This window comes from Streptomyces sp. NPDC051173 (genome assembly GCF_040689515.1).
Classification (GTDB): Bacteria; Actinomycetota; Actinomycetes; order Streptomycetales; family Streptomycetaceae; genus Streptomyces.
Genome location: NZ_JBFBBD010000099.1, coordinates 1 through 24,316, shown reverse-complemented (window position 1 = coordinate 24,316; position 24,316 = coordinate 1). Strand labels below are relative to the sequence as shown.

The 24,316-nt window shown below is 72.7% G+C and carries 16 protein-coding genes; 4 read left to right on the top strand and 12 right to left on the bottom strand.

What is annotated here, in order from left to right; genetic code table 11:
- Nucleotides 1-183: 183 nt before the first annotated feature.
- From rsmA to AB0435_RS31240, 7 genes are all read right to left on the bottom strand, one after another.
- Nucleotides 184-1,056: a 16S rRNA (adenine(1518)-N(6)/adenine(1519)-N(6))-dimethyltransferase RsmA gene (gene rsmA, locus AB0435_RS31270; protein WP_366005356.1), complete on the bottom strand. Its 873-nt coding sequence runs from the start codon at nucleotides 1,054-1,056 to the stop codon at nucleotides 184-186.
- On the bottom strand, nucleotides 1,053-2,480 hold the full coding sequence (locus AB0435_RS31265) for a ubiquitin-like domain-containing protein (protein WP_366005357.1): 1,428 nt from the start codon (nucleotides 2,478-2,480) through the stop codon (nucleotides 1,053-1,055). Before AB0435_RS31265 ends, rsmA begins: the two co-directional genes overlap by 4 nt.
- Nucleotides 2,481-2,671: 191 nt before the next feature.
- A complete protein-coding gene (locus AB0435_RS31260; protein WP_366428493.1) occupies nucleotides 2,672-3,589 on the bottom strand; it encodes a TatD family hydrolase in 918 nt (305 codons plus the stop codon).
- Between the two features lie 33 nt (nucleotides 3,590-3,622).
- Nucleotides 3,623-4,087, bottom strand: coding sequence for a hypothetical protein (locus AB0435_RS31255; protein WP_366428492.1), 465 nt, complete (start codon nucleotides 4,085-4,087; stop codon nucleotides 3,623-3,625).
- 162 nt (nucleotides 4,088-4,249) lie between these two features.
- Complete coding sequence (gene rsmI / locus AB0435_RS31250; protein WP_366005360.1) at nucleotides 4,250-5,128, bottom strand: 16S rRNA (cytidine(1402)-2'-O)-methyltransferase; 879 nt, start codon at nucleotides 5,126-5,128, stop codon at nucleotides 4,250-4,252.
- A 470-nt stretch (nucleotides 5,129-5,598) separates the two neighbouring features.
- Entirely contained in the window at nucleotides 5,599-7,215 is a 1,617-nt protein-coding gene (locus AB0435_RS31245) for a penicillin-binding transpeptidase domain-containing protein (RefSeq protein ID WP_366428491.1), read from the bottom strand.
- Between the two features lie 147 nt (nucleotides 7,216-7,362).
- Nucleotides 7,363-9,123: a phospholipid carrier-dependent glycosyltransferase gene (locus AB0435_RS31240; protein WP_366005362.1), complete on the bottom strand. Its 1,761-nt coding sequence runs from the start codon at nucleotides 9,121-9,123 to the stop codon at nucleotides 7,363-7,365.
- A 170-nt stretch (nucleotides 9,124-9,293) separates the two neighbouring features.
- Between AB0435_RS31240 and AB0435_RS31235 the strand changes: the two genes are divergently transcribed.
- Nucleotides 9,294-9,845 carry a hypothetical protein gene (locus AB0435_RS31235; protein ID WP_366005363.1) on the top strand — a complete coding sequence of 184 codons (552 nt, stop codon included), beginning with the start codon at nucleotides 9,294-9,296 and terminating at the stop codon, nucleotides 9,843-9,845.
- Between the two features lie 29 nt (nucleotides 9,846-9,874).
- Here the strand turns inward: AB0435_RS31235 and AB0435_RS31230 are convergent, their stop codons facing one another.
- Complete coding sequence (locus tag AB0435_RS31230; RefSeq protein WP_366428490.1) at nucleotides 9,875-10,666, bottom strand: SDR family NAD(P)-dependent oxidoreductase; 792 nt, start codon at nucleotides 10,664-10,666, stop codon at nucleotides 9,875-9,877.
- A 648-nt stretch (nucleotides 10,667-11,314) separates the two neighbouring features.
- Nucleotides 11,315-12,550 (bottom strand): serine hydrolase domain-containing protein, encoded by a 1,236-nt coding sequence (locus AB0435_RS31225; protein ID WP_366005365.1) that lies wholly within the window; start codon nucleotides 12,548-12,550, stop codon nucleotides 11,315-11,317.
- A 423-nt stretch (nucleotides 12,551-12,973) separates the two neighbouring features.
- Between AB0435_RS31225 and AB0435_RS31220 the strand changes: the two genes are divergently transcribed.
- Nucleotides 12,974-14,059, top strand: a complete 1,086-nt coding sequence (locus AB0435_RS31220; RefSeq protein ID WP_366428494.1) for a HoxN/HupN/NixA family nickel/cobalt transporter — start codon at nucleotides 12,974-12,976, stop codon at nucleotides 14,057-14,059.
- A 191-nt stretch (nucleotides 14,060-14,250) separates the two neighbouring features.
- On the top strand, nucleotides 14,251-16,290 hold the full coding sequence (locus AB0435_RS31215; protein WP_366428489.1) for an MDR family MFS transporter: 2,040 nt from the start codon (nucleotides 14,251-14,253) through the stop codon (nucleotides 16,288-16,290).
- 1 nt (nucleotide 16,291) lies between these two features.
- On the opposite strand, the gene AB0435_RS31210 is transcribed toward AB0435_RS31215, so the two are convergent.
- The 3 genes from AB0435_RS31210 to AB0435_RS31200 form a co-directional block, all read right to left on the bottom strand.
- On the bottom strand, nucleotides 16,292-17,488 hold the full coding sequence (locus AB0435_RS31210) for a MarP family serine protease (protein ID WP_366005367.1): 1,197 nt from the start codon (nucleotides 17,486-17,488) through the stop codon (nucleotides 16,292-16,294).
- Between the two features lie 217 nt (nucleotides 17,489-17,705).
- Entirely contained in the window at nucleotides 17,706-19,913 is a 2,208-nt protein-coding gene (locus AB0435_RS31205) for an MMPL family transporter (protein WP_366428488.1), read from the bottom strand.
- Nucleotides 19,914-20,013: 100 nt separating this feature from the next.
- Nucleotides 20,014-20,610, bottom strand: a complete 597-nt coding sequence (locus tag AB0435_RS31200; RefSeq protein WP_366005369.1) for a TetR/AcrR family transcriptional regulator — start codon at nucleotides 20,608-20,610, stop codon at nucleotides 20,014-20,016.
- A 229-nt stretch (nucleotides 20,611-20,839) separates the two neighbouring features.
- Between AB0435_RS31200 and AB0435_RS31195 the strand changes: the two genes are divergently transcribed.
- Complete coding sequence (locus tag AB0435_RS31195; protein WP_366428487.1) at nucleotides 20,840-24,130, top strand: S41 family peptidase; 3,291 nt, start codon at nucleotides 20,840-20,842, stop codon at nucleotides 24,128-24,130.
- The last annotated feature ends 186 nt before the right edge of the window (nucleotides 24,131-24,316 follow it).

The following is a 24,316-nucleotide window of genomic DNA, read 5'->3' as shown; positions in this document are numbered from 1 at the left end:
AGGTCCTCAGCCCGGAGGTCACACCCCCGGCCCAGCCACAAACCCAGCCCGGCCGGCGATTGAGGCCACGCCCGAAGGGCGTCCCGCCGCAGGCGGCAGACAAACCCGCACCGGCATCGCACCGGCACCCGCACCCGGCCCACCCCGGCCCAGCCACCACCCCAGCCGCACACAAACCCGCACCTACACCTTGCGCTCAGCGATCGCCACGAACTCCTCCACCGTCAGCGACTCCCCCCGCGCCTGCGGCGAAACCCCAGCCGCAACCAGAGCCGCCTCCGCAGCCGCAGCCGACCCCGCCCAACCAGAAAGCGCCGCCCGCAACGTCTTACGCCGCTGCGCAAACGCCGCATCCACCACCGCGAACACCTCCGAACGGCTCGCCGTCGTCTCGATCGGCGAATCCCGCCGCACGAGCGACACAAGCCCCGAGTCGACATTCGGCGCCGGCCAGAACACGTTCCGCCCAATAGATCCGGCCCGCTTCACGTGCGCGTACCAGGCCGCCTTGACCGACGGCACGCCGTAGACCTTGGAGCCGGGAGCGGCGGCGAGGCGGTCGGCGACCTCGGCCTGGACCATGACGAGGGTGCGCTCGATGCTGGGGAACTGGGCCAGCATGTGGAGCAGGACGGGCACGGCGACGTTGTACGGGAGGTTGGCGACGAGCGCGGTGGGCGCGGGGCCGGGCAGTTCGGTGACGTGCATGGCGTCGCTGTGCACGAGTGCGAAGTGGTCGGCGCGGGCGGGCAGCCGGGCGGCGATCGTCGCGGGGAGGGCGGCGGCGAGGACGTCGTCGATCTCGACGGCGGTGACCCGGTCGGCGGCCTCCAGCAGGGCGAGGGTCAGGGACCCCAGCCCGGGGCCGACCTCGACGACGACGTCGTCGGGCCGTACCTCGGCGGTGCGGACGATGCGCCGGACCGTGTTGGCGTCGATCACGAAGTTCTGGCCGCGCTGCTTGGTGGGGCGTACCCCCAAGGCTGCGGCCAGCTCGCGGATGTCCGCGGGGCCGAGCAGGGCACCGGAGTCGTCTGTGCTGGGGCTGGAGCTCACCCGTGAAGTTTACGGCCGCACACGGGCCACGGACTCGCCCCCCGGCTGACGTACAGCTTCTTGGCCCGGAGGGTCTGCTCGGAGGCGGGCGCGTCCTGGGGGCGGCCGTCGCCGCCGAGGGACTGCCAGGTGCGGACGTCGAACTGGTAGAGGCCGCCGTAGGTGCCGGAGGGGTCGACGGCGTCGGGGCGCCCGCCGGCCTCGCACTGGGCGAGCCCGCCCCAGTTGAGCCCCTCGGCGCCCTGGACGGTGGTGGGGCGGGCCTTGGTGCCGACCCGGACGACCTCGGTGCGGGGTTCGTGGACGGTCTCGGAGGAGAGCTTGGTGGGCTTCTGCTTGACGCCGTTGACGATGCGCAGGGCGTAGGTGGTGCGCTCGACGCCCTTCTCGCCGCGCTGCGAGACGACCTCGGTGCCCTTGTAGAGCGTGGCGTCGTCGTGGCGCTCGGTGTCGAAGTCGATGGGGGTCTCGCGGACCTCCTCGGTGCCGGTGATCCGCATGACGGAGATCGTCTGGCCCTCGCGGGGGAAGCTGTCGGGGTCCACGGAGGTGGTGTCCTGGCCGTGCAGGGTGATGCCGGCGGCCTCGACGGCCTCGTGCACGGTGGCGGCGTTGGTGCGGATGGTGCGCTCGCGGCCGTCGGCCATGAAGGTGACGGTGCGCTCGGTGCGCACGTCGAGGTCGAGGCCGTGGCGGGAGATCGGGGCGGTGCGGGGGGTGGAGAGGTACGCGCCCTCGGCCCGTACGCCGAGCTCGCGCAGGGCGCCGTCGACGGTGCGGGCGTGGGTCCACACCTGGTGGTGCCGGCCGTCGAGGGTGAGGGCGACGGGGCGGCCGTAGCGGACGGAGATCTCGTCGCCGGCGGTGAGGCCGTGGTGGTGGCCGGGGGTGACGGCGTCGTGTTCGCCGAGGGCGACGTGCTGGTCGGTGAGGAGCTCGTCGACGCTGTCGGCGAAGGTGTGCAGGGTGCGGGTCTTGCCCTCGACGTCGAGCCGGACGGTCTTGTCGGCGGCGATGAACGAGGACGTGCCGCCGGCGAGGAAGGCGACGACGAGGGCCTGCGGGATCAGCTTGCGCAGGGCGTCGGGGCGCTCACCGGTCCGCTTGCGGCGCCCGGCGGCCCGGCGGGAGGCCCCGCGGTCGCCGCGGGACGGCTCGGGGCCGAGGGGGCCGCCGGGGTCCTCGGGACCGCCCTCCGGGGCCTCGGCCGCGGGCTCGTCGGGGGCCTGCGGGGCGAGGGGCTGGCGGGGCAGGTGCGGCAGGTCGTGGAGGTCCTGCGGCTCGTGGGGCCCGGCGTGGGGCCCGGCCTCCCGGGGCTCGGGCAGGAACGGGTCGTAGGGGCCGGTGACCGGCGGCTCGTACGTCCCGTAGCGGTCGTCGGGCGCGCCGTGGGGCACGTACGGGGCGTAGGTGCCGTACGGCATGGCTGAACCGTAAGGGTCGTACGGGTCGTAAAGCGGCGGCGCTTCCGGCGCACCGCGGCGTGCGGCACGGGGGCTGCCCGGTGCATGAGTCACGCGACACTCCCCTGGGTCGAGCTATCGGCCCGGGACTGTAGCGGAGGGAGGGTCACTATCCAAAGTCAGATTGTCACACTGTGTCGCACACCCATGCGTCAGTAACCGAACGCCCTTGCGGTGTTCTCGGCGACCGCCGTGGCCAGGGCGTCCTCCGCGATGCCGCGGTAGCCGGCCATCGCGCGCAAAGTGACCGGAATGAGGTACGGCGCGTTGGGCCGTCCGCGATACGGCATCGGGGTCAGGAAGGGCGCGTCGGTCTCCACCAGGATCCGGTCGAGCGGGGCCACGGCGAGTGCGTCACGGAGGTGCTGGGCGTTCTTGAACGTGACGTTGCCTGCGAACGACATGTAGTAGCCCGCCTCGGCGCAGACCTTGGCCATCTCGGCGTCGCCGGAGTAGCAGTGGAAGACGACCGTCCCGGGCGCGCCCTCCTCGCGCAGGACCCGCAGGACGTCGTCGTGGGCCTCGCGGTCGTGGATGACCAGGGCCTTGCCGTGCCGCTTGGCGATGTCGATGTGGCGGCGGAAGGAGCGCTCCTGGGCGGCCATGCCCTCGGGGCCCGTCCGGAAGAAGTCCAGGCCCGTCTCGCCCACGCCGCGGACGTGCGGCAGCGCGGCCAGCGCGTCCATGCGCTCCAGGGCCGCGTCCAGGGCGGCGTCGCCGCCGGGCTCGCGGGCGCCTTGCCGGGACCAGCCGTCCGGGTCGCCGAGCACGATCCGGGGGGCTTCGTTGGGGTGCAGGGCCACCGCGGCCCAGACGCTCTCGTGCGCGGCGGCCGTCTCGGCCGCCCACGTGGAGCCCGCCACGTCACACCCGACCTGGATGACCGTGGTCACGCCTACGGACGCGGCCTTGGCCAGGGCGTCCTCGACGGAACCGTCCTGCATATCGAGGTGGGTGTGGGAGTCGGCGACGGGCACCGCCAGCGGCTCCGGGAGCGGCGGAGGGACGTCCTTGTCGTTCTGATTCCGCTTGCCGCCGGAGTTGCCGCTGTTCGATGCTGTTGCCGCCATGCACGCGATTCTAGAGATCGCGGCGGACCGGGCTCACTTCCGGTGGTGGAAGGGGTGCAGCAGGTCCGACAGGTGCCAGTGGTGCTCGTGCTCGCCTTCCGGTGTCCCGGAGGGCTCGCCCGGTGCGGCCGCAAGTGGACCCGCGGGCGCCTGACCGGTGGCCGGCACGGCCGGCTTCGCCGGGCTGTGCAGCACATCGGCGATCTTGGACACCCGACCGGAGCGCATGATGCGCACGACGTGCTCGCCGCAGTTCTCGCAGGTGGGGTTGGTCAGCGGCGACGGAACGCGCGCGCCGTCCGCGTAATAGACCACGAAGGGCCGGCCCTCGGCGTCGGTGTGGTGCTGGATCTCGTACGACTGCTCCCAGCCGTGCCCGCATCGCATGCAAGCGAAGGAGTACGACTCGTGGGCAGGCTCGGCTGTGCCCTGCGCGGGCACCGGGGGCCGGGTGGCTATCGGCCGGACACCGTTCGAGGTTCCTGCGATCTCGCTCATGGCAGCTCCTCTTGTCCTGAGGACAAGTTATCTCCGGGATCGGACGTCCCACGTACAGGGAACGCCTATCCCGGCGGTAACGCAGCAGCCCTGTCCCGAATTGGGGCAAACTTGGCGGCGCACTATCCAAAGTGCCTGGCCACGCGGCCTAAGCTTTGCTTTTCACGATAGTCCTTTACCCGCCGATGGGCCCTGCTGGGCGGCGTTTTTTGCCGCCACCACGGCATCGAACACCTCTCGTTTGGGTAGGCCTGCCTCGGCGGCTACGGCCGCGATGGCCTCCTTGCGGCGCTCCCCCGCCTCCTCCCGCACCCGCACCCTGCGCACCAGCTCGGTCGCGTCGAGATCCTGCGGGCCGGGCTCGGCGGCGCCCTCGACCACGATGGTGATCTCGCCGCGCACGCCCTCGGCGGCCCAGGCGGCGAGCTCCTTCAGCGGGCCGCGCCTGACCTCCTCGTAGGTCTTCGTCAGCTCGCGGCACACCGCGGCGCGGCGGTCGGCGCCCAGCACCTCGGCCATGGCGGCGAGGGTGTCGTCCAGCCGGTGCGGGGCCTCGAAATAGACCAGCGTCCGGCGCTCGTCCGCGACCTCGCGCAGCCGCCCGAGCCGCTCGCCCGCCTTGCGGGGCAGGAACCCCTCGAAGCAGAACCGGTCCACCGGCAGCCCGCTCACCGCGAGTGCCGTCAGCACCGCGGAGGGCCCCGGCACGGCCGTGACCTTGATGTCCCGCTCCACGGCGGCGGCGACCAGGCGGTAGCCGGGGTCGGAGACGGAGGGCATCCCCGCGTCGGTCACCAGCAGCACGCGCGCGCCACCGGCCAGCGCCTCGACGAGCTCGGGCGTACGGGCCGACTCGTTGCCCTCGAAGTACGACACCACGCGCCCGGTGGTGTGCACCCCGAGCGCCTGGGTGAGGCGGCGCAGCCGCCGGGTGTCCTCGGCGGCGATCACTTCCGCGGCGAGGAGTTCCTGGGCCAGTCGGGGCGGGGCGTCGGTGACGTCACCGATGGGGGTACCTGCGAGTACGAGCGTTCCGGTCACGTGCCCATCCTCTCAGGGGCGGGGGCGGGGGTGCGCCGCCTTGGGCCCCGGCTGCGTTTGATGTGCGGGTCCGCCGCGGTGGGGCTCCGCCCCGGGCCCTTCGGGGTGTGGGTCGGTTGTGCCTGCGGCGGGCTTTTTCCCCAGCCCTGCCCCTTCCCGGCTGCATCTGATGTGCGGCTCCGCCGCGTGGGGGCTCCGCCCCAGACCCCGCAACACGGCTTCGCCGCGTTGTCCTCAAACGCCGGACGGGCTGAAATTCACGGACCGTGGCTCGTAACCTGCGGGCCGCAGCCGCTACTGGCTACGGTCCGCACATCCAGCCCGTCCGGCGTTTGAGGACGCGCCCGCAGGGCTCCCCCGCCGCAGGCGCAACGGACCCGCAGCCGGGGGCCTGGGGCACGCGCCCCAGTTCGGGAAGGGGCGGGGTGGGGAACAAGCCCGCCGCAGGCGGAAAAGCCGAAGACAAAAGATCAACCAGCCCTGAGCACCGCCGCCACGATCGGCCCCGCGGAATCCCCGCCATGCCCACCCTGCGGGACGACCGCCGCCGCGGCCACGTCCCCCCGATAAGCCGCGAACCACCCATTCGGCTTCGGCCGGCCGTCGATCTCCGCGGAGCCCGTCTTCGCCCCGATGTCGTCGCCGAGTCCGGACATCGCCCGGCGGCCCGTCCCGGAGACGGCGGTGAGCCGCATCATCGAGCGGAGTTGCTGGGCGACGGTGGCGGGCAGTGCGCGGGACGCCCGCGCGAGACCGCGGTCGTCGAGGGAGGGCGCGACGATGTAGGGCTGGTGGAAGGAGCCGGCGCGTACGGTCGCGGCCACGGAGGCCATGTTCAGGGGGGACATCTGCACCCGGCCCTGGCCGATCATCGCGGCGGCCTTGCCGGAGTCGGGGTCGGCGGGGACGCTGCCGTCGTAGCTGGGCAGGCCCGTCTTCCACTCAAGGCCGAGGCCGAAGACGTCCTTGGCCTCGGCGGTGAGGGCGCCGTCGGGCACCTCGCCTGCGAAGGAGATGAAGGCGGTGTTGCAGGAGGCGGCGAAGTCCTGGGCGAAGGTGGCGCCGGGGTTCTCGCTCTCCTCGACGTTGTGGAACCTCATGCCGTAGGTGGCGTACTTCGGGCACGGCACCGGCTTGTCCGGGGTGGCCTTGCCCTGTTCCAGCAGCATCGCCGAGGTGATGATCTTCATCGTGGAGCCGGGCGGGGTCTGGCCCATGAGCGCGGCGTTGAACTCGGTCTTCTTCGAGTTGGCGATCGCCAGGATCTCGCCGGTGCTGGGCTTGACGGCGACGACGGACGCGTCGGCCTGCCGGTCGACGGCGGACTCGGCGGCGCGCTGCGCGGCCGCGTCGATGGTCGTGCGCAGCTGTGCGGGCTTGCCCTTGGAGACGACGTACAGGGTCCTCGGTGCCTTGCCGGGGCTCGCGGGGTCCACGGCCCGGACCTCGACGGCCGGTTCGCCGCCGGCCTTCACTCCGTAGCGCTTGCGCAGCTCCGGCAGTACGGACGCGAGGGAGGGGTAGTCCTTGGCGTCGAGCGTCGCGCCGTCGCGGTCGACGGCGGTGATCTGCGGGGCGCCGCTCACTTCCGTGGTGAGCGACTCGCCGCGGCCGAGCTGCGGGTGGACGACGGTGGGCTGCCAGTCGACGAGGGCCTGTCCGGTGGACCTGCCGCGGACGACGCCGAGCGAGGACGCGTAGGTCCAGGTGTCGCGCTGCTTGCCGTGGACGACCTCGGCGGTGACGGAGAAGGGCACCTTGGTGCCGGTGGCGGCGCCCTGCTTGAAGCTGACCTTCTCGACGTGGGCGGTCTCGCGGTAGCCGGTGAGGGCGGTGGTGGCCGCTTCGACGTTGTCGGTCAGGGCAGCGGCCTTGTGCGCGTCGCCCGACTCCCAGGCCGCGAGGAAGTCGCGCGCGGTTCTGTCGACCTCGGTGTCCGTGGGCGGCCCGGTCTTGACGGGCGCCGCCTCGGCCCGGCTGCCGGAGGTGTCGGTGACCGCGTTCACGACGTTGTACGCGCCGAGCCCCGCGGCCCCCGCCATCGCCGCGGCCACGACCCCGATCGCGACCTTCGCTCCCTTGTGCATGTCCCAGCCCCCTACAGGTCCCCACCCAGGTTTTAATCAGGTGATTAAAACCTCTGAATGGCGACTCTACGGGACTGCGGTGACAGAGGGGCCCAGATGGCCGGAATCCACCGTTCCGAGGCTGACACCCCGTCACCTGTGATGCCGTCAGATCCAGGAGTCGAACCACATCCGGTTGCGCCACGCCTCGATGGGGATGGGGCGGCCGGTGTAGAGGGGATAGAAATAGACGAAGTTCCAGGCGATGAGCAGGACCAGCGTGCCCGCGCCGATCGCGCCGAGCACCCGGCGCCGCTCCGTGGATCCCGGCGGCCCCAGGATCGCCCCGATCATCATCGCGAGGGCCAGACACAGGAACGGCACGAAGACGACGGCGTAGAAGACGAAGATCGTGCGTTCCTGCCACATGAACCACGGCAGATAGCCCGCCGCGATCGCGCACAGCACCGCGCCCGCCCGCCAGTCGCGCCGGAACCCCCACCGGTAGATCAGATACAGCAGCGCGAAACAGGCCGCCCACCACAGCAGCGGCGTGCCCAGCGCGAGCACCTCGCGGGCGCACTTGTCGGCCGCGCCCTTGGGGCAGCCGTCGGTGCCGGGCGCCGGGGACTCGTAGAAGTACGACACGGGCCGGGCCTGGACGAGCCAGCTCCAGGGGTTGGACTGATAGGTGTGCGGCGAGGAGAGGTTGGTGTTGAACTTCCACACCTCGTGCTCGTAGTGCCACAGGCTGCGCAGCGGGTTGAGGACACCGGCCAGGAAGCCGTCCGGGCTGTAGCCGCCGCTGGTCTCCGCCCAGTGCCGGTAGAAGCCGCTGTGCTGCCAGCCCTCCTTCTCGCTGTAGGTGCCGCTGTTGACGAACCAGCCGGTCCACGACGCGAAGTAGACGGCCAGGGCCACCGGCACGGTCGCCAGGAACGCCCACGGGGTGTCGCGCCGGAGCGCGGCCAGGGCGGGGTGGCGGGCGCCCGCGACGCGGCGCGAGCCCATGTCCCAGAGCACGATCAGCAGGCCGAAGGCGGCCAGATAGACGACGCCGTTCCACTTCGTGGCGCAGGCCAGTCCGAGGCAGACGCCGGCGGCGATCCGCCACGGCCGCCAGCCGAGCCCCAGCCCGCCGCCGACGTCGGCGTCCGGGCGGGCGAGCCCGTCCGCGTCCACGGGCAGCGCGGCGGCGAGGCGGGCCCGCGCCTTGTCGCGGTCCACCAGGACGCAGCCGAAGGCCGCCAGCACGAAGAACATCAGCACCGAGTCGAGCAGCGAGGTGCGGCTCATCACGAAGTGCAGGCCGTCGACGGCGAGCAGGGCGCCCGCGAGGCAGCCCAGGAAGGTGGAGCGGAAGAGGCGGCGCCCGATGCGGCACAGCATCAGCACCGACAGCGTGCCGAGCACCGCGACCATGAAACGCCAGCCGAAAGGGTTCAGCCCGTACAGCCACTCGCCCAGGCCGATGACCCACTTGCCCATCGGCGGGTGCACGACATAGCCCGGGGCGTCGGCGATCTGGTCGTGACCGGCGATGATCCGGTCGTTGATGTTGTCCGGCCACTTCGCCTCGTAGCCGTACTTCCACAGGGCCCAGGCGTCCTTCGCGTAGTACGTCTCGTCGAATATCACCGCCTTGGGACTGCCGAGGTTCCAGAAGCGGAGGATTCCGGCGAACAGGGCGACGAGCAGGGGCCCGGTCCACCCCGACCAGCGCGCGAGCAGCCGCGCCAGGACCGGCCCCGCGCCGAGCCGCGCCCACACCCGCGTACCGGGCTCGGGGAACGCCGGCACGAGCCGCTCCCGCACGTCCGGCTGCGGCCCGCGCGCATAGCCGAACCGCCCGAGTCTGCGCTGCCACGGAGGCTGCCACTCGTCTGCGGTCTGGCCCTGCCGGGCTTGGGTCGCGGTGTCACTGGTCACCGCGCCATCGTAGGGAACGGCCCTGTGAGAGTGCCGCGGACGGCGCGCGGGGGGTTTGGGAGGAGGGCGCCCGGCCGGGCTCGTCGAGCAGTGCGGCGCGCGTGCGGAAGCCGGGCTTCTCGCTCATGCGCCTTGACCTCAAGCCCACTTGAGGTACCAGAGTCCCAGGCATGACGATCAAGAACCCGCGCCTGCACGACATCATCCGGCCCGACACCGGAACCTTCCTGCTCAGCCGCTGGGGCACCGGGAACCCCGAGCGGACGCGGCTCGCCGCCGAGGCCGTCGCCGAGGAGTGGGCGGGCCGCGCGAAGCCCGACGGGCTGCTCGCCCAGCACATGTACCTCGACGTGGACGGCACCGGAATCCTTCATTACGCGCAGTGGCGGAGCGACGAGGAACACCTGGAGTTCGCCCGGGCGCTGCGGCCCGCTGTGATCAGCCGGGTGGACCGGTTCGTACCCGGCATCGAGCGGCCCGGGCTCAGCCGCACCCGGCTGCACCGCAGCGTCGTGCTCGACGCCGAGCGCCCGGCCGCGGCCCTCGCGGTCCGCACGCTCACCGGACCGGACGCCGGCCCGCAGCCCGGCGTGCTCGCCGCGCACGTGCACGTCACGACGGACGGCAGCCGGGCGATCGAGCTCGCGGAGTGGGCGGACGGGGCGGCGGAGCGGCGGCCCGACCCCGAGGTCAGGGTCTACACGTATCTCCGAGCTGTCTGACCATGCCGTGCGGACCGCCTGTCCAGCGCCTATTCACCGCGCATGGCCCGCTTCAGGCCCGGGTCGGCCGCGAGCAGGCCGCCGTCCACCGGCAGGGTGACGCCCGTGATCCAGGACGCGTCGGGCGAGGCGAGGAAGGCGACGGCGGCGGCGATGTCCTCGGGGCGGCCGACGCGGCCCAGGGGGTAGTGCGGGGCTGCGCGCTCCAGCACGTCCTCGCGGCCGTCCCAGTTGGGGGTGCGGACGGTGCCGGGCGCGACGAGGTTGACGCGTACGCCGCGCGCCGCGCAGTGCCCGGCCAGCGTGCGGGTGAGGCTCGCGAGGCCCGCCTTGGCGGCACTGTAGGCGTGGTTGCCGAAGTCCCGCTCACCGTTGACCGAGCCGATGCCGACGACGCTGCCGCGCCCGCCCGCCGCGGCAAGGTGCGGCACGGCGGCGCGTACGCACCGGAAGGCGCCGGTCAGCGTGACGTCGAGGTCGCGGAACCACTCCTCGTCGGAGGTGTCCTCGACATACGGCTCGTCGGGGTGGCAGGACAGGGCGTTGTTCACGAGGACGTCGAGCCGGCCGAAGCGGTCGGCCGCGGTGGCGACGGCGGCCTCGACCGCCGCCCGGTCGGCGACGTCGCAGGGACAGGACTCGGCGGCCAGCCCGTCGGCGCGCAGGGCGGCGGCCGCCCCGGCGGCGCGCTCACCGTCCAGGTCGGTGACGAGGACCCGCGCGCCCTCGGTGGCGAAGCGCCGCGCGGTGGCCGCGCCGATGCCGCGCCCCGCGCCGGTGATCATTACGGCGTAGCCGTCGAAGCGTGCTGCTGCTGCCATGCGGGAGCGCTACCCGCTGGGGGGAGCGGCAATCTTGCCTCCCGCCGCACCGGGGTGCGGGTGCCCCGCCCGGGGGCGCGGGGGGGGGCGGGGCCTGAGCCCCGAAGCCCCTGGGGCCTGTCCGGCGGATCTTGTGGTCGGTGCTGCGGGTGGTCGTCGTCCGCACCACCGCTGCGCGGCGGTGTCCTCAAGCGCCGGACGGGCTGGGTTGGTGGTGGGTGCCGGAGGTGTGACCTCCGGGCTGAGGACCTGGAACGCGGTGCGAGGCGCCGTCAGGCGCATTGAGTGCCCTGACAACGCACCGCGTTCCAGAACCCCACCCTCCGGCCCCACCCCCTCCGCCGGAGGGTACGTTCACGGCCGGGGGCGCCTTTCCTTTCCGCCGGGCACGCCTTTCATTCCAGCCGGGTGCGCCGTTCTTTTCTTTTCAGCCCGTTGGGAGGCACCTCTGGGGGAGGCAGCTGGGGGAGGCAACGGGCCCGCAGACTGGCGAAGATCCGCCGGACACGGCCTAGCCCCGGGCCACGGGCACCGGACCGCGCGGTGCGCGGTGCCCTCGGGTTTCCGGGCGGGGCCGGGCATGCGGGCCCTGGCCGGGCGTGCGGCCTTGCGCAGGCCCCCCGAGCGGGGCCGGGCGCGCGGCCGGCGTCAGGCTTCCGGGTTCAGTGCCAGCGATACCGCGCGGACGAGCGCCTGGGCGCGCGGGTCGGCGGTGACGTTCTTCTGCATGCCGTTGGTGACGTAGCCGAAGGAGATGCCCGACTCGGGGTCGGCGAAGCCGAGGGAGCCGCCGCGGCCGGGGTGGCCGAAGGAGCCGGGGGCCAGCAGCGGGGAGGCCGCGCCGTGCAGCATGTAGCCGAGGCCGAAGCGGGTGCCCACGACCAGGACGCGGTCCGGGCCCGCCGACTCCTCCGTACGGGCCAGGGTGAGCGTCGCCGGGGCGAACAGCCGCCGCGTGCCGTCGAGGTCGCCGAGCAGCGAGGCGTAGAAGCGGGCCAGGCCGTCGGCGGTGGCGACGCCCGCGGAGGCGGGGAGCTCGGCGGCGCGGTAGGCGGGGTCGTTCTCGTCGGCCTGCGGCTCGATCGCCGCGAACGCGCGTCGGGTGAGCGAGTCCGGGTCGCGGTAGGCGTCGGACACGGCCTTCTTGGGGCGCATCCGCAGGCCCGCGGTGGCGGGGTCGGCGGGCGGCTCGACGTCGGCGATCCGCCCGGCGCGCGCCTGCTCGGAGGCGGGCAGGCCGATCCACAGGCCGGCGCCGAGGGGCGCGGCCATCTCCTCCGCGACCCAGCTGCCGACGGTCCGGCCGGTGACCCGCAGGACGAGCTCGCCGAGCAGCCAGCTGTACGTCTGCGCGTGATAGCCGTGCGCGGTGCCGGGCTCCCAGGCGGGCGCCTGCTCGGCGAGGGCGGCCGGGCCGCTGATGCCGTCGATGGCCTGGGCCGGGGTGAGCGGGGTGTCGAGTACGGGCAGGCCGGCGCGGTGCGAGAGCAGGTGGCGGACGAGGACGCGCTCCTTGCCGGCGGCCTTGAACTCGGGCCAGTACGTGCCGACCGGCGCGTCCAGGTCGACGAGGCCGCGCTGGTGCAGGAGCAGCGGGACGGCGGCCGCGACGCCCTTGCCGGCGGAGCGTACGACCTGGGCGGTGCCCTGCTCCCACGGGTCGGAGGAGGAGCCGTCGGCGTCCTTGACGCCGGCCCAGAGGTCGACGACCTTGTGCCCGCGCCGGTAGACGGAGACGGCGGCGCCGCGCTCGCCGCGCCGGGCGAAGTTCTCCGCGAAGGCGTCCCGGACCGGTTCGAAACCGGCCGTCACCGTGCCTTGGACGTCCACCGCTGTCTCCTGCTCCGCTGTCTGTTCCGTATAAGGGCTCACACCATGGTGCATGGCCGTGCTCAATGCGCGTAGACCGGGGTGGATCGGGCTTTCTTCCGGGTTCTCTTTTCGGGGCTTCGCCCCGGGCCCCCTTCGGGGTTCGATGTCGGCCGCAGGCCCGGTGGGGGCTTGTCACGCAGTTCCCCGCGCCCCTTACGGGGCGCATGTCGCCGCCCCCGTCAGGGGCGCGGGGAACTGCGCGATCAGCCCCCACCTACCCGCAGCCGCCGGACCACGCGAGGGCGCGAGGACCGTAGGCGCAGGCGCACACGAGAAGCCGCACCCCCACCCCCTAATGCAACGCACTTGCAGCTGCGCGCGCCCCGCGCCTACCGTGTGCCGTCAATTGCGCACCATCAGGAAGGGGCCGCCATGGTCTCCACCACCGCAGGCCAGGACGTAGCTCTCTCCCGTTGGCAGCGAATATCCGGTGTGATGACGGGTGCCGAGTGGCGGCGTATGGGTGGCATGGCCGCCTTCATCGTCGCGCTGCACGTCGTCGGGTGGTTCGTCCTGGTGGCCATCGTCGCGCCCGAGCACTACAGCCTGGGCACCAAGTCCTTCGGGATCGGCATCGGCGTCACCGCGTACACGCTCGGCATGCGGCACGCCTTCGACGCCGATCACATCGCGGCGATCGACAACACCACCCGCAAGCTGATGCACGAGGGCAAGCGCCCGCTGTCGGTCGGTTTCTGGTTCTCGCTCGGGCACTCCAGCGTCGTCTTCGCCCTGGCCCTGCTGCTCTCGCTCGGCGTCAAGGCGCTGGCCGGGCCCGTGCAGGACGAGAACTCCGGGCTCCACGAGGTCACCGGCTGGATCGGCACCACCGTCTCCGGTGCCTTCCTCTACCTCATCGCGATCTTCAACATCGTGGTCCTGGCCGGGATCTGGAAGGTCTTCCGGAAGATGCGCGCCGGGCACTTCGACGAGGCGGCGCTGGAGGAGCAGCTGAACAACCGCGGGCTGATGAACCGGCTGCTCGGCCGGGTCATGAAGTCGATCACCAAGCCGTGGCAGATGTACCCGCTGGGCCTGCTCTTCGGCCTCGGCTTCGACACCGCGACCGAGGTCGCCCTCCTCGTCCTCGCCGGCTCCGGCGCCGCGTCGGGCCTGCCGTGGTACGCGATCCTGTGCCTGCCCGTGCTCTTCGCGGCGGGGATGTCGCTGCTGGACACCATCGACGGTTCGTTCATGAACTTCGCCTACGGCTGGGCCTTCTCCAAGCCGGTGCGGAAGGTCTACTACAACCTCACCATCACCGCCCTGTCCGTCGCCGTGGCGCTGATCATCGGCACCGTCGAGCTGCTCGGTCTGATCGCCGACAAGCTCGGCCTGCACGGGGCGTTCTGGGACTGGATCGGCGGCCTGGACCTGAACACCGTCGGCTTCGTGATCGTCGGCCTGTTCTTCGCCACCTGGGTGCTCGCCCTGGTCATCTGGAAGACGGCCCGCATCGAGGAGAAGTGGAGCGCCGACGTCCGGCCCACGGAGGCGGCGGCCGAGGTGACCACCGGCTGAGCGTCGGCGCTCTGCTCGGTGGCCAGTCCTTCGTCTGCGGGTCCGGTGGGGGCTGGTCGCGCCCACGCGGCGGAGCCGCACCATGTCATCGCCCCGCGCCCCTTCGGGGCACCCCGTACGCCCCAGCGGTGGCGGAAGCCCCGCGTTGCGCGAATGCTGAACTCCGGGAGAGTTCCGGAGGAGGCCCGCCGATGTCCACGGCCACCGCACAGCCCGCCGCGGAGACCCCCGTGCCGCCCGAGCTCGGCAGGCGCCGCACCAATCTGGTCTTCGTCACCATCGTGCTCGGCATGCTGCTCGCGGCCCTCGACCAGACCATCGTCTCCACCGCGCTGCCCACGATCGTGGCGGACCTGGGCGGCGGCGGGCACATGGCGTGGGTGGTGACCGCCTATCTGCTGGCGGAGACGGTCTCGACCGTGCTGGTCGGCAAGTTCGGCGACCTCTTCGGGCGGAAGGTCGTCTTCCAGCTGAGCGCGGTGGTCTTCGTCGGCGGCTCGGTCTTCGCGGGGGCCGCCGACTCCATGCTCATGCTGATCGCCGCCCGCGCGCTCCAGGGCATCGGCGGCGGCGGGCTGATGGTGACGGCCATGGCGCTGATCGCCGACGTGATCCCGCTGCGCGAGCGCGGCAAGTACCAGGGTGCGCTGGGCGCCGTCTTCGGGGTGACCACGGTCGTCGGCCCGACGCTCGGCGGGATCTTCACCGACCACGCCACCTGGCGCTGGTGCTTCTACGTCAACGTCCCCGTCGCGATCGTCATGGTCGCGATGGCGGCCCGGACGATCCCGGTCGTCCGCTCGGCGGTCCGGCCGGTGATCGACTACCTCGGCATCGTGCTGGTCGCGCTCGGCGCCTCGGGGCTGGTGCTCGGCCTGGAGTGGGGCGGCAACGAGTACGGGTGGGGCTCGGCCGTGATCGTCGGCCTGTTCGCGGGGTCGGTGGTGCTGCTGGGGCTGTTCGTGCTGGTGGAGCTGCGGGCCAAGGAGCCCATGCTGCCCATGCACCTCTTCCGCAATCCCGTCTTCGTCGTCTGCTCCGTGCTCAGCTTCATCGTCGGCTTCGCGATGCTCGGCGCGATGACGTATCTGCCGACCTACCTCCAGTACGTCGACGGGGTCTCCGCCACCATGTCCGGCGTCCGCGCGCTGCCCATGGTCGCCGGGCTGCTGGGCGCGTCCATGCTCTCCGGCATCGCGATCAGCCGCACCGGCCGCTACCGCGCCTTCCCCATCGCCGGCACGGCCGTGATGGCGCTCGGCCTCTTCCTGATGTCGACCATGAACGCGTCGTCGGGGCCCTGGCTGGAGTCGCTCTACATGTTCGTCCTGGGCGTCGGCATCGGGCTGGCCATGCAGGTGCTGACGATCGCCGTGCAGAACACGGTGGCGTACCACGAGCTGGGCACGGCGACCTCGGGCGTGACGTTCTTCCGTACGCTCGGCAGTTCCTTCGGCACGGCCATCTTCGGCACGCTCTACGCCAACCGGCTGCGGCCGAATCTGGCGGACGCGCTGCTGCGGTCCCCGGGCGTGCCGCCCGCCGCGGTGCAGAGCCCGCGGGGGCTGGAGCAGTTGACGCACGCCCAGGCGGCGCCGATCGTCGACGCCTACGCGGACACGGTGAACTACGTCTTCTTCTGGGTCGTGCCGGTCGCCCTCGCGGGGTTCGTCGTGGCGTGGTTCCTGAAGGAGGTGCCGCTGCGGGACAGCGCCCGGGCCGGGGCCTCCGACATGGGCGAGGGCTTCGCGGCCCCGGACTCCGCCGAGGCGGAGCGGCAGTTGGAGCGGGCGGTGGCGGGCGTGATGCGCAAGGAGCACGGCCCGCCCGTGAGCCGCCGCGTCCTCGCCGCGTCGGGCAGCCCGCTGGGGCCCGCCGAGGCGTGGACGCTGGGCCAGATCCACTGGCGGCTGCGGGTGCGCGGCGAGGCGACGCTCTCCTCGGTGGCCGTCGCGCACCGCATGCCGCCCGAGGTCCTCGAACCGGCCTTCGCCCGTACGGCGCTCGCGGGTTACGCGCGGGCCGAGGGCGACCGGCTGTTCCTGACTCCCTCGGGCGAGGCCGAGATCGAGCGCCTCGGCGCGGCGTGGCGGTCCTGGCTGTCGGCCCGGCTGGAGGACTGGGACGTCGGCGACCCCGAGGACCGCGCCCTCCTCGACCGGGCGCTGGACGCGATGGCGGCCCGGCTGCTGGAGGAGGACGAGCAGCGGCTCGAACGCACGGCGGTCTGACTCACAGGGCCGCCCGCGTCCCCGTGCTCACCGGGGCCGTGGCCGTGCGCCCCCGGTCCGCGGCCGCCGCGACCTGGTCGGCGGTGAGGGCGTAGCCGGTCTCGGGGTCGGAGGTGGAGCGGGCGAAGACGACGCCGTAGACCTTGCCGGAGGGGGTGAGGAGGGGGCCGCCGGAGTTGCCGGGGCGGACGGTGGAGCGCAGGGAGTAGACGGTGCGGGTGGTGACGCCGTCGCCGTAGATGTCCTGGCCCTTGGCGCGGACCTCGTTGGCCACGGTCGCGGCGCGCAGGTCGAGGCCGCCGTTCTCGGGGAAGCCCGCGACGACGGCCGCGTCGCCGCGCTTGGCGGTCTTGTCGAAGGGGAGGACGGGGGCGTCGAGGCCGGGCACGTCCAGGACGGCGACGTCGGTGCGGGGGTCGAAGAGGACGACCTTGGCCTGGAACGCGCGGCCGACGCCGCCCACGCGCACGGTCGGGCTGTTCACCCCGGCGACGACGTGGGCGTTGGTCATCACGTGGTGGGAGGCGTAGACGAAGCCGCTGCCCTCCTGGCCGCGGCGGCCGTCGCGGACGTCCGCGACGCCTTCGACCTTGACGACGCTCTCGCGGGCGGCGCGGCCCACGGCCTGGGTGACCGCGTCGCCCGAGGGCTTGGCGACGCCGGTGGCCGGTTCGTTCTCGAAGGGGTTGAAGACCTGGGGGAAGCCCGCCCCGGCGAGGGCGTCGGTGGTGCGGCTGAACCAGGTGGGTGCCTGCTCGGGCATGGCCTTCTGCACGGCGCCGAGCAGGGCGGAGTCCTTGATCTCGCGGGTGAGGAGGGTGGAGTTCGCCGAGACGAGGACGCTCGCGGCGACCCAGCCGACGAGGAGGACGGCCAGGGAGTTGACGGCGGCGCCCCCTATGCCGTCGACGCCGCGCACGGGCGCCCAGGTCAGGTGGCGGCGCAGCCGCCAGGCGAGCCGCCCGGCGAGCGCGTGCCCGAGGGCGGCGGGGAGGAGGACGACCAGGACGGCGACGACGGCCGCGGTCGAGGTGCCGGCCTCGAAGGGCTCCAGGGCGTAGGGCAGCGCCCAGACGCCGAGGACGGCGCCACCGAGGAAGCCCGCGAACAGCACGAGGCCGGCGATCAGGCCACGCCGGAATCCGGATACGGCGTAGGCGACGACGATCAGCATGAGAAGCACATCGAGCAGGTTCAACGCGGAGCCCTTTCCATCACACGCGCCCCCGATCGCGCCCACAAGGTATGTGGACTAGAGAAAACGCCCGTACGGGGACCAACGGTTCCCTCGCATGGCGCAGCCCACAGGCGGGCGGGGGTGTGCGGGGGCGCGAAAGGCCCGGCGGCGGGCCCCTGGGATCAGGGGCCCGCGCCGGGCCTTCGTACGCGACCGGGCCTTCTTACGCGGCGGACGGTCAGACGCCGACCAGCTCGCGCTTCTCGTCGGGGTCGGGGTCGCCCGAGGGGGTGGCGAGCTGCTTCTGCAGCTGCTCGCCCTCGACGTCGACGTTCGGCAGGATCCTGCCGAGCCAGCCGGGCAGCCACCAGGCGGCCTTGCCGAGCAGGGCGAGGACGGCGGGGACGATGGCCATGCGGACGACGAACGCGTCGAAGAAGACGGCGATGGCCAGGCCGAAGCCGATCATCTTGATCATCGATTCCGAGGAGCCGATGAAGCCCGCGAAGACGCTGATCATGATGACCGCGGCGGCGGAGACGACCCGCGCGCCGTGCTTGAAGCCGGTCACGACCGCCTGGCCGGGGCGCTCGCCGTGGACGAACGCCTCGCGCATGCGGGTCACGAGGAAGACCTCGTAGTCCATCGCGAGACCGAAGACCACACCGACCATGAAGATCGGCATCATGCTCATGATCGGGCCGGTCTCCTCGACGCCGAAGAGCGAGCCGAGCCAGCCCCACTGGAAGACCGCGACGACCGCGCCGAGGGCGGCGACCACGGACAGCAGGAAGCCGAGGGCGGCCTTGAGCGGGACGAGCACCGAGCGGAAGACGACCATCAGCAGCAGGAAGGCCAGGCCGACGACGAGTGCCAGGTAGGGCAGCAGGGCGTCGTTGAGCTTCTGCGAGACGTCGATGTTCATCGCGGTGGAGCCGGTGACGAGCACCTTGGCCCCGGTGTCCGCGGTGATCTTTCCGCCCTTGTCGCGGATCGCGTGGACGAGGTCCTCGGTCTCCGTGCCGGTCGGCTTGGACTTGGGCACCACGGTGATCGTCGCGGTGTCACCGGCCTTGTTGAAGTTGGCCGGGGTGACCATGGCGACGTCGTCCATGCCCTTGATCGTCTTGACCACGGTGTCGGCGGCGGCCTTGGGGTCGCTCGCCTTCGCCGCGTCGGTGACGATCATCAGCGGGCCGTTGAAGCCGGCGCCGAAGCCGTCGGCCAGCATGTCGTACGCCTTGCGCTGGGTGCTGCTCTTGGGCTGCGCCCCGTCGTCGGGCAGGCCGAGCTGGAGGGAGGCCGCGGGCACGGCGATCGCGCCGAGGCCGAGCACACCGGCGGCCAGCACCCAGACGGGCTTGCGCAGCACGAAGCGGGCCCAGCGGGTGCCCATGTTCGGCTTGTCCGTGTCCTCCGGGCGGCCGTCGCGCTTGCGGTCCTTGCGGGCCAGCACCTTGCGGGGCGCGAAGCCCAGCAGCGCGGGGATGAGGGTGAGCGCGATGAGCACGGCGATGGCGACCGTGCCGGCGGCGGCCAGGCCCATCTTGGTGAGCATCGGGATGTTGACGACCGCGAGGCCGGCCAGCGCGATCACCACGGTGAGGCCGGCGAAGACCACCGCGGAGCCCGCGGTGCCGACGGCCCGTCCGGCCGCCTCCTCGCGTGCGCGGCCCTCGGCCACTTCCGCGCGGTAGCGGGAGACGATGAACAGCGCGTAGTCGATGCCGACCGCGAGGCCGATCATCATGGCCAGCGTCGAGGTGTTGCTGGACAGGTCGAGCAACGGCGCGAGCGCGGCGATCGAGGAGACGCCGATGCCGACGCCGATGATCGCGGTGAGCAGCGGCAGACCCGCGGCGACCAGCGAGCTGAAGGTGATCAGCAGGACGACCGCGGACACCGCGATGCCGATGATCTCCGAACCGCCCTCGGGCATGGACTGGAGCGCGCTGCCGCCGATCTCGACGGTCAGCCCGGCGTCACGGCCGTGCTGGGCCGCGCCCTTGAGGGTGTCGCGCGAGGCGTCGGTGAGGTCCTGCGGCCTGGCCTTGTAGCTGACCGAGGAGTACGCGGTCGTGCCGTCCTTGCTGACGGCGTGGGCCTTGAAGGGGTCGGCGGCCGAGGCCACCTGGGGGCCGGCGAGTTCCGCGACGGCCTTCTCGACCGCGGCCTGGTTCCTGACGTCGGTGATCTTCTGGCCGTCGGGGGCCTTGAAGACGACGCGGGCGGCGGCCCCGTCCGGGGTCTGGCCCGGGAAGCGCTGCTCCAGCAGGTCGAAGGCGGCCTGCGCCTCGGTGCCCGGGATGGAGAAGTCGTTGTTGGTGGACTTGGACGCGGTGGCGGCGCCCGTGCCGGCGAGCACCAGCAGCAGCACCCATATGAGGGCTGCGTACCAGCGGCGCCGGAAGGCGAGCCGGCCGAGTCTGTAGAGGAACGTGGCCACGAGGCGTTGTGCTCCCGTCGTGTCGAGATGTGGCGGAACAGGGCGTGAGGTAACGGCCCGACGACGAGAGCGGCGCGTCAGGTGGGAGGTGGTTGTGGGGTCAGAGGCCGAGTGCGGGGACCATCACGGCGTCGATGTAGTGGGCCAGATACGCGCAGTCCGCGGTCCGGTCCTCGATCAGGTGGCGGGTGAGGAACGCGCCGACCATCATGTGCCCGACGTAGTCGAGCGCCGGATTGCCGGCGGCGATCTCACCCCGCTCGACGCCGCGGCGCACCATCGCGCGGAGCCCCTCGATCTCGGGCTCGACCAGCAGTTCACGCAGTGCGCGGCGCAGATCGGGGTTGGTGTGGATGGCGTGGCCCAGCCCCCGCATGAGGGCGGCGTCCTTCTCCATCTGTGCGTCGTCGGCGACGCACAGCATGGCCTGGAGGTCACCGCGCACCGTGCCGGTGTCGATGGCCGACAGCTGGACCGGCTTCTGGTGCCGCAGCGCGCTCGCGACCAGCTCGGGCTTGCCCTTCCACTGGCGGTAGAGGGTCGCCTTGCTGGAGCGCGTACGGGCCGCCACGGCGTCCATGGTGAGGCCGTCGTAGCCGACCTCGCGCAGGATCTCCAGGACGGCGCCGTAGAGCTCGCCTTCGCGTTCGGGCGTCAGCCGGGTGCGGCGCGGCACCGCCGGCTCGGGTCTGTCCATGGGCACGCGTCACTCCCTTCAGGCTCACGTGGGTGTCCGACTCGCGGGTACGGGACCGTCCCGGTTCCGGGCGTCCCGGAACGAAACGGTTTCGTACACCACGAGCGTACGTGCTACCTCATCGAAACGATGTCGTTTCGGTGGTGTTCTCCGTCACGGCCTCCGCTCCCGCGCGGCGCGTGTTCCGGACCGAGTTGCCGTGGCCCTCCGGGGCCGAAACGATGAGGAGGTGAGTGATGCGTATCTGCGGTTCCCTCATCTGCACGGCGGTCTGCTCTGCTTCACGGCCGAGGACGACCTCTGGATCGCCCCCCTCGACGCCGACGGCGCGAAGGACGCCGCTCGCGCCTGGCGGCTGACCGTCGACCGGACCCGGGTCGGGCACCCCCGCTTCTCCCCCGACGGCCGGCACATCGCCTTCACGACCTGGCGCAGCCTCGACCCCGAGATCCACCTGGCGCCCGTGGACGGCGGGCCCGCCCGGCGGCTCACCTACTGGGGCAGCGGCGACGCCCGGGTCTGCGGCTGGGCACCCCCCGACCAGGACGGCCGCTGCGACATCCTCGCCGTCTCCTCGCACGGCCAGCCCTTCTCCTATTTCTCCTGGGCCTACCGGCTGCCCACCGACGGCAGCCCCGGCGGGCGGCTGCCGTGGGGGCCCGCCTCGGACATCGCGATCGGCGGGGCCGAAGACCGGACGCTGCTGCTGACGGGCAAGCCGCCGCACGAGCCCGCCGCCTGGAAGCGCTACCGCGGCGGCGCCACGGGACGGCTGTGGCTGCACGGCACCCGGCTGGTGCCCGGCCTGCGCGGCCACCTGGACTCGCCGATGTTCGTCGGCGACCGCGTCGCCTTCCTCTCCGACCACGAGGGCGTCGGCAACCTCTACTCCTGCCTGCCCGACGGCACCGGGCTGCGCCGCCACACCGACCACGCCGACTTCTACGCCCGGCACGCCTCCACCGACGGCTCGCGCGTCGTCTACCAGTGCGCGGGCGAGCTGTGGCTGGTGGACGACCTCGGCCCCGGGGGCGTCCCGCGCAGGCTGGAGGTGCGCCTGGGCGGGCCTCGGGCCGGGCGGCGCCCGTACCAGGTGCAGGCCGCCAGCAACGTCGAGGCGCTCGCCGTGGACACCACCGGCCGCGCGAGCGCCGTCGAGGTCCGCGGCAGCCTCTACTGGCTGACGCACCGCGACGGCCCGGCGCGGACCATCGCCGACACCCCCGGTGTGCGGGTCCGGCTGCCGGAGATGCTCGGCTCGACGGGCCAGGTCGCCTACGTCACCGACGCCGAGGGCGAGGACGCGATCGAGGTCGCGCAACTGCCGCGCGCCACCGGGCCCGCGGAGCCGCGGCGGCTGGCGGCGGGCCGGATCGGCCGGGTGCACGAGCTGATCGCCTCCCCGGACGGCGAGCGGCTGGCCGTGGCCGCGCACGACGGGCGGCTGCTGCTGGTGGACGTCCCGGCCGAAGGAGAAGCCCCAGAAGAAGCCGCAGAAGAAGGCGCAGCGGAAGGCGAGGTGCTCGAACTCGTCCGGTCCGCCAACGGCCCCGTCCGCGACCTGGCCTTCTCCCCCGACTCGGCATGGCTGACGTGGTCGCACCCCGGCATCGGCCGCTCGCTGCGCCAGATCAGGATCGCGAGACTGTCGGACCGGACGGTCGTCGACGTCACCAACGGCCGCTTCGAGGACGAGCAGCCCGTCTTCACCCGCGACGGCCGCTATCTGGCCTTCCTGTCGTGGCGCGGCTTCGACCCCGTCTACGACGTGCACACCGGCGACCTCTCCTTCCCGCTCGGCTGCCGCCCCTATCTGGTGCCGCTGTCCTCGGCGACGCCCTCGCCCTTCGCACTCACCACGGAGGGCAGGCCCGCGGCCGGCGGGCTCGACTCCGACGACGGCGGCGGTGGCGACGGCTCGACGCTCATCGAGGTGGAGGGGCTGGCGAGCCGGGTGACGCCCTTCCCGGTCGCGGCCTCGAAGTACTCCGCGCTCGAACCGGTCGGCGGCGGCGGCCTGGTGTGGCTGCGCTGGCCGATCTCCGGCGCCCTCGGCGAGACCTTCGCCAACCCCGCCGACACCTCGGGCCGCCCCACGCTCGAACACTTCGACCTGGCCAAGGCCAAGCGCACCGAACTCACCAGCTCCCTCGACTGGTTCGCGGTCAGCGGCGACGGCACCCGGCTGGTCGTCAACGACGAGGGCGAGCTGCGGGCCGTGCCCTCCGGGGACGTCGGCGACTCCGACTCGACCGTCTTCATCGACATGCGGCGCATCCTGCACGACGTGGACCCGGCGGCCGAGTGGCGGCAGGCGTACGAGGAGGCGGGCCGGATCGTCCGCGCGTACTTCTGGGAACCGGGGATGTGCGGCATCGACTGGGACGCGGTCCTCGACCAGTACCGCCCGCTGGTCGAACGCGTCGCCACCCCCGACGAGTTCGCCGACCTGCTGCGCGAGCTCCTCGGCGAGCTGGGCACCTCGCACGCCTACGTGGTCGCCGCCCGCCGCAACGAGGGCCCGCCGCACTACCAGCGCGCCATCGGCCTGCTGGGCGCCAACCTCGTGCACGACAAGGACGGCTCCTGGACCGTGCGGCGCATCCTGCCCGGCGACTCCTCCGACTCCAAGGCCCGCTCCCCGCTGGCCGGTTCCGGCATCCGGGAGGGCTCGGCGCTCACCCACGTCGACGGGCGCCCCGTGGACCCGGTGGCGGGCCCCTACCCCCTGCTCGCGGCGGCCGGCGGCACCACCGTCGAGCTGACCTTCCGGCCCGCCGAGGGCGAGGGCCCCGCCCGCCGGGTCGCCGTGGTGCCGCTCGTCGACGAACGCCCGCTGCGCTACCAGGACTGGGTGGCCAAACGGCGCGCGGTCGTCCGCGAGCTCAGCGGCGGCAAGTGCGGCTACCTCCACATCCCCGACATGGGCGGCTCCGGCTGGGCGCAGTTCAACCGCGACCTGCGGATGGAGATGTCCCGCCCGGCGCTGATCGTCGACGTGCGCGGCAACGCGGGCGGCAACATCAGCGAGCTGGTCGTGGAGAAGCTGACCCGCACCATCGTCGGCTGGGACCTCACGCGCGGCGCGCAACCCGTGTCGTACGCGAGCAACGCGCCCCGCGGCCCGGTCGTCGCCATCGCCGACGAGATGACCTCCTCCGACGGCGACATGATCACCGCCGCCTTCAAACTCCAGGGCATCGGCCCCGTGGTGGGCCTGCGCACCTGGGGCGGCGTCGTCGGCATGACCGGCCGCCACCGCCTCGGCGACGGCTCCGCGATCACCGTCCCGATGAACGCGGCCTGGTTCGACGCGTACGGCTGGGGCGTCGAGAACCACGGCGTCGAACCGGACATCGAGATCGACCGCACGCCGCTGGACTGGGCGGAGGGCCGCCACAAACAGATGGACGACGCGGTACGGCTGGCCCTCGACCTCCTGGAACGCCACGGCTGCGCGGAGCCGCCGGATTACTCGGGGGTACCGGATCTGCGACGACCGGAGTTGCCGCCGAGGTAGGCGGTTTGTTCTTCCCCAGCCCCGCCCCTTCCCGAAACCGGGGAGACCCCGGACCCCAACGCGGCTGCGCCGCGTGTCCTCAAACGCCGGACGGGCTGAATTTCGCGGACCGTAACCAGCGAAATTCAGCCCGTCCGGCGTTTGAGGACAGCGCGCGAAGCGTGCTTCGGGCGCCGCCGACAGGGT

What these genes read in the sequence shown, in the direction of transcription:
- AB0435_RS31265 (WP_366005357.1), bottom strand. Translation starts at nt 2,480, where the DNA reads ATGCCGTACGGCACCTACGCCCCGTACGTGCCCCACGGCGCGCCCGAC.
- AB0435_RS31215 (WP_366428489.1), top strand. Translation starts at nt 14,251, where the DNA reads ATGTCCACGGCCACCGCACAGCCCGCCGCGGAGACCCCCGTGCCGCCC.
- AB0435_RS31255 (WP_366428492.1), bottom strand. Translation starts at nt 4,087, where the DNA reads ATGAGCGAGATCGCAGGAACCTCGAACGGTGTCCGGCCGATAGCCACC.
- AB0435_RS31230 (WP_366428490.1), bottom strand. Translation starts at nt 10,666, where the DNA reads ATGGCAGCAGCAGCACGCTTCGACGGCTACGCCGTAATGATCACCGGC.
- AB0435_RS31260 (WP_366428493.1), bottom strand. Translation starts at nt 3,589, where the DNA reads ATGGCGGCAACAGCATCGAACAGCGGCAACTCCGGCGGCAAGCGGAAT.
- AB0435_RS31235 (WP_366005363.1), top strand. Translation starts at nt 9,294, where the DNA reads ATGACGATCAAGAACCCGCGCCTGCACGACATCATCCGGCCCGACACC.
- AB0435_RS31200 (WP_366005369.1), bottom strand. Translation starts at nt 20,610, where the DNA reads ATGGACAGACCCGAGCCGGCGGTGCCGCGCCGCACCCGGCTGACGCCC.
- AB0435_RS31225 (WP_366005365.1), bottom strand. Translation starts at nt 12,550, where the DNA reads ATGCACCATGGTGTGAGCCCTTATACGGAACAGACAGCGGAGCAGGAG.
- AB0435_RS31245 (WP_366428491.1), bottom strand. Translation starts at nt 7,215, where the DNA reads ATGCACAAGGGAGCGAAGGTCGCGATCGGGGTCGTGGCCGCGGCGATG.
- AB0435_RS31220 (WP_366428494.1), top strand. Translation starts at nt 12,974, where the DNA reads ATGACGGGTGCCGAGTGGCGGCGTATGGGTGGCATGGCCGCCTTCATC.